We start from the raw sequence: 5,131 nt of genomic DNA on the forward strand, positions 1-5,131 counted from the left end.
TTCAGCGCCGCGGCACGCAGGAGAAGGCGCCATGACCGCGTCAATGGAACGGCTGTTCGAGGGCGCGGATTGGGACTTCCGCACGCTCCAGCGCATCCACGATGCCTGCGAGGAGATCGCGACATCCGAGCTCGGGCTCGACATCTATCCGAACCAGATCGAGGTGATCACTGCCGAGCAGATGCTCGACGCCTACGCCTCGATCGCCATGCCGCTGTTCTACAAGCATTGGTCGTTCGGCAAGCATTTTGCCTATCACGAGGCGTCCTACCGCAAGGGCCTGACGGGCCTCGCCTATGAGATCGTGATCAACAGCTCGCCCTGCATCTCCTACCTGATGGAGGAAAACACCGCGACGATGCAGACGCTGGTGATCGCGCATGCGGCGTTCGGCCACAATCATTTCTTCAAGAACAACTACCTGTTCCGGCAATGGAGCGACGCCGACGGCATCCTCGACTATCTGGACTTTGCCAAGAAGTACGTCGCGCAATGCGAGGAGCGCGAGGGGCAGCAGGCGGTGGAGCACACGCTGGACGCCGCCCATGCGCTGATGTCGCATGGCATCGACCGCTATCCCGGCAAGAAGAAGCTCGACTTTCGCTCCGAGGAAAAGCGGGCCGGACAGCGCCGGGCGCACGAGGAGAGCGTCTTCAACGATCTGTGGCGCACCGTTCCGAGCGGGCCGGCCAAGAGCGTAGCGACGCTCGGCATCGAGCGCCGACGCAAATTGCTCGGGCTGCCCCAGGAAAACCTGCTGTACTTCCTGGAGAAGACCGCGCCGCGCCTGAAACCCTGGCAACGCGAGCTGCTGCGCATCGTGCGGCACATCGCACAATATTTCTATCCGCAGCGCCAAACCAAGGTCATGAACGAGGGGACAGCGACCTATGTGCACTACCGCATCATGCAGCGGTTGCACGAGCAGGGTCGGATCTCCGATGGAAACTTTCTCGAGTTCCTGCAGTCGCACACCAACGTGGTGTTTCAGCCCGAGTTCGATGACCCGCGCTTTTCGGGCTTCAACCCCTACGCGCTGGGTTTTGCCATGATGCAGGACATCGCGCGGATCGTGACCGATCCGCAGGATGAGGATCGCACGTGGTTTCCGGATATCGCAGGCAGCGGCGATGTAATGGGCGTGCTGCGTCACGTCTGGGCCAATTATCGCGATGAAAGCTTCATCAGTCAGTTCCTCAGCCCGCGGCTGATACGGCATTTTCGTTTGTTCCATCTGCACGACGATCCGGCGGAGCGTGCCGGCGTCAGGGTCGGCGCGATCCATGACGAGCGCGGGTATCAGCGGGTCCGTCGCGAACTGGCGCGGGAGTACGATGTCGGGTTTACAGATGCGAATATCGAGGTCGTGGACGTCGATCTTGCCGGCGACCGCCGCCTGATCCTGAGCCATACCGTGCTGAATGGGGCACAACTGAACGAGGCCGACGCCAAGCGCGTGCTGCAGCACCTTGCCGACCTCTGGAGTTACGACGTGCGGCTCGCCGAAATCGACGCCGGCGGCAAGGTGCTCAAGGAATACACGCTGAGCCCGCGCGCGATTGCCGCGGCCGCGTAGCCCCTGCTTCGCGATGCGTCTCAGCGGATCGCGAGCGCGAGCGCCGCGAGCAGCGCTGGCGGCGTCACCAGCAGCCCGAGCTTCAGGAACGACCACGCACTCAGCTCGATCTTCTCGCGACGTAGCGCCACGAGCCACAGGATCGTGGCGAGCGATCCCGTCACCGACAAATTCGGCCCGAGATCGACGCCGATCAGGATGGAGCTGATCACCGGCGGCGGCAGGTGATCGCTCGCAGCAACCGAGCCGGCGACGAGGCCGACCGGAAGATTGTTGGCGATATTGTCGGCGATTGCGGTGGACAGTCCTGCACTCCAGGCCCCATATCGAACCGATTGCGCGACGGCCTGGTGGAGGAGATCGCTCAGCGTGCCGATCACGCCGGTCCGCACCATGGCTTCGACCATCGCGAACAGGCCCGCGACCAGCGGCACGACGCCCCAGGACACCCCCTTCAGCACGGGCCAGGGCGACTGACGGCCGAGCAGAAGCACCAGCACCGTCGTGACCGTACCGCAAATGAAGGTCGGCAGGCCCAATTGAATGTCGAGCGCGGAAGCTGTGAGGAGTGCCACGCCGACGGCACCGATGCCCCAAGCGGTGAGCAGCCCGCCGGGCGAGAGTTTGACATGCGGCACGCTGCGCGCAATGTCCTCCTCCTTCACCGCGCGGCGCAAGGCGAGGCGGAGCACGACATAGGTCACGACGATCGAGGCGAGCGAGGGCAGCGCGAACTGGCGCAGCCAGTCCATAAGATGCGGCATCCGCGCGCCAAACACCACGAGATTGGCCGGGTTGGAGATCGGCAGCACAAAACTCGCCGCATTGGCGATGAAAGCGCAGACGAACACGTAAGGCAGCGGCTTGGCGCCGGCGGCGCGGGTCGCCGCATAGACGGCCGGGGTCAGCACGATGACGGTGGCGTCATTGGAGAGCAGCGCCGTGACCAGGATGCCGACCAGATAGACCAGCAGGAACAGCCGCTGCGGCGAGCCGCGCGCGTGCTCGACCGCGAGCGCCGCGAGGTAATCGAACAGGCCTTCGAGCCGCGCCAGTTCGGCGATCAGCATCATGCCGATCAGAAACAGATAGACATCGATGCCCTTGCGCATGCCTGCGAGCGCATCGCTCACGGGCAGCAAACCGAGTGCGACCAGCGCGGCAGCCCCGGCGAGCGCCCAGACCGGCTCGGAGATCCGGAAGGGCCGGATCATCACGCCGGCGGTCGCCAGCGCGACGATGCTCCAGGCCAAAGCGGCGTCATGCTGCGCGATCGGCATTCTTCATCTCCGGAAGGCGGCCAGTCTGTCCACCCAATGTCGCTGACGCCGGATCGGCGCTGCCGCGCGTCTCGGGCAGCGCAACTGCGCAAATCAGCAGACCGAGGGCCGCGACGCCGCCAAGCGTCAGGAACGCCGCGCTGTAGCTGGCCTTGACCACGACCATGCCGGCGAGCGAGGTCGAGAGCGCGGCCCCGATGCTCTGCGCCGTGATGACGGCGCCCTGCGCCACGTTGAAGCGCCCGGTGTCGCGCATCAAATCAGCGACGATCAAGGGAAAGATCGCGCCAAATATGCCGGCACCGATCCCGTCGAGCAGTTGCACGCCGACCAGCCAGGCGGGCTGGTCCGAAAACGTATAGAGCGCGCCGCGGACCGGCAGGATGGCCAAGGCCGCGAGGAAGAAGCGTCTGTGGCCCCAGCGATCGGCGCGGGCGCCGACCAGCATTGCCATTGGCACCATCACGATCTGCGCGGCCACGATACAGGCCGACATCAGGCTGGTGCCGAGGTTCTTGTCCTGCAGCGCGAGTTTCTGACCGACCAGCGGCAGCATCGCCGCATTGGAGAGGTGGAAGAGCGTGACGCATACGGCGAAGACGAGCAGTGGGCGGCAGGTGAGAAGGATGGCGAAGCCGGCCGGCTGCTTGACGCGCGAACCCTCCGCTTGCTCACGGCCGGCCAGGCCGCGGGCGAGTTCGTGGTCGATCACCTGACCGGGAATCGCAAGAATACTGACCAGACTCGCGGCCGACATCAAGGCCAGAAGGTAGAACACGACGGTCGGACCAAACAGGTACGCGGCGCCACCTGCGATCGCGGCTGCGGTCGCGTTCCCTGCATGATTGAATGTCTCGTTGCGTCCTATTCTGGCGCTGAAGCCGCGATGGCCGAAGATGCCGAGCGACACCGCGGCCAGTGCCGGCGGAAATACCACGCCGGCGGCATGCGCAACCGCTTGCGCTATCGCAACCGGCCAGAAGCTCGGAGCAAGCGGCAGCAACAGCGACGCCGTCGTGACGAGGATGGCGGCAGCTGCCATCAGCAGCCGCTTCGCATGGGTCGCGTCGACCAGCGCGCCGGCCGGGCCCTGCCCGAAGATGCCGGCAATGGTTGCAATCGACATCACGACGCCGATCCGCGCCTCGTCCCAGTTCTGCTCGGTCAGGAGATAGATTGCGAGATAGGGACCAAGGCCATCCCTGACATCGGCGAGGAAGAAATTGGCAGCGTCCAGCGCGCGGCCGGCTCGCTTGCGATCGGCTTGTCGTGACATCGAACTGCTCTCGAAATGCGAAAGGAACCCCCTGCCCCAAGCTCATTCAGGCCGCGTGAGCTTCCGCCACCGGCTTAGGCTTGTCCTTTTTCGGCGCCTTGACCGGAGCGAGCTCATCGCGCGTTGGTCCAGCTTCTCGGGCGTGGATTACGCGACCGTGCTTGGTTTCCAGGCCATCACCGCGCACGATGAGCCGGCTACCCGGGGCGAGCAGCTTTTTGATGTGCTCGGCTTCCTTGGGCCCGATGCGCACGCTCGTGCCGTCGGCAAGCAGGGCGCCGCGCAACTCACCCTTCGGTCCGAACAGCGCCAGCCGGATGGTGCCTTCGGCCGTCATCGTCCGATGCTCGACCTTGGGATGTTTGCGGTCCTTGCCCGGACCGTGATCGTCGATCCAATGACCGTCCTGGGCGATCACAGCGACGGCGGCCAGCAGCGCGGCGCCGCGTGGACGCACGCCGCGCACAGTGACGGTTTCACCGGCCCTCACGTGGCGAACGAGTTCGGTCTCCATGTGCGGCGGAACATGGACCAGGACGTCCTCCGTTCCGCAGCTCATCACGAAGCCATCCACCTCGCCATGCGGGTTCAGCACAAAGCGGTCGAGCGTGCCGGCGACGGCCGGCAGGCTTTCCGGATCAATCCAGTGCATTCGCAGCTCTCCTTTCCAATGGTCGATCAGGGCTGGAGCCCATCGACCCAGGATCAGCAACGCGCGTGCCAGGCACGGTCGCGTTGATTCGAAAGGAGAAATTGGAACGTCTGATGTGTCAGGCGTCGTCTTTGCCGACATCGTCTGTCGGATTTGCTGACGCCTCCCCGGCAAGTCCGTAACGCTGCATCTTCGCATAAAGCAGCTGGCGATTGATGCTCAGCCGCCGCGCCGCCTCGGTGCGGTTGCCGCCGCTCGCCTCCAGCGCTCGCCGGATCATGGCTTCCTCGAGCTGCGCGACCGCGCTGGGAAGATCAGTGTCCGTGGCGGCCGCAGTTCGCGCCAGT

At 64.8% G+C, this 5,131-nt stretch carries 5 protein-coding genes; 1 reads left to right on the top strand and 4 read right to left on the bottom strand.

What is annotated here, in order from left to right:
- The first annotated feature begins 31 nt into the window (after window positions 1-31).
- Entirely contained in the window at window positions 32-1,576 is a 1,545-nt protein-coding gene (locus JOZ76_RS18060; protein WP_291700354.1) for a SpoVR family protein, read from the top strand.
- Between the two features lie 20 nt (window positions 1,577-1,596).
- Here the strand turns inward: JOZ76_RS18060 and JOZ76_RS18065 are convergent, their stop codons facing one another.
- The 4 genes from JOZ76_RS18065 to JOZ76_RS18080 form a co-directional block, all read right to left on the bottom strand.
- Window positions 1,597-2,856, bottom strand: coding sequence for an arsenic transporter (locus JOZ76_RS18065; protein ID WP_291700356.1), 1,260 nt, complete (start codon window positions 2,854-2,856; stop codon window positions 1,597-1,599).
- Window positions 2,837-4,132, bottom strand: a complete 1,296-nt coding sequence (locus tag JOZ76_RS18070; RefSeq protein WP_291700358.1) for an MFS transporter — start codon at window positions 4,130-4,132, stop codon at window positions 2,837-2,839. The genes JOZ76_RS18065 and JOZ76_RS18070 overlap by 20 nt, the downstream gene beginning before the upstream one ends.
- A 46-nt stretch (window positions 4,133-4,178) precedes the next feature.
- A complete protein-coding gene (locus JOZ76_RS18075) occupies window positions 4,179-4,784 on the bottom strand; it encodes a hypothetical protein (RefSeq protein WP_291700360.1) in 606 nt (201 codons plus the stop codon).
- A 118-nt stretch (window positions 4,785-4,902) separates the two neighbouring features.
- Window positions 4,903-5,131, bottom strand: a 229-nt coding sequence (locus JOZ76_RS18080) for a helix-turn-helix domain-containing protein (RefSeq protein WP_291700361.1), incomplete at its 5' end; no start/stop codon positions are given.

This window comes from Bradyrhizobium sp., from assembly GCF_019244115.1.
Classification (GTDB): Bacteria; Pseudomonadota; Alphaproteobacteria; order Rhizobiales; family Xanthobacteraceae; genus Bradyrhizobium.

Excerpts from the sequence above, each read along its gene's own strand:
- JOZ76_RS18060 (WP_291700354.1), top strand. The coding sequence starts at position 32 with ATGACCGCGTCAATGGAACGGCTGTTCGAGGGCGCGGATTGGGACTTC.
- JOZ76_RS18065 (WP_291700356.1), bottom strand. The coding sequence starts at position 2,856 with ATGCCGATCGCGCAGCATGACGCCGCTTTGGCCTGGAGCATCGTCGCG.
- JOZ76_RS18070 (WP_291700358.1), bottom strand. The coding sequence starts at position 4,132 with ATGTCACGACAAGCCGATCGCAAGCGAGCCGGCCGCGCGCTGGACGCT.
- JOZ76_RS18075 (WP_291700360.1), bottom strand. The coding sequence starts at position 4,784 with ATGCACTGGATTGATCCGGAAAGCCTGCCGGCCGTCGCCGGCACGCTC.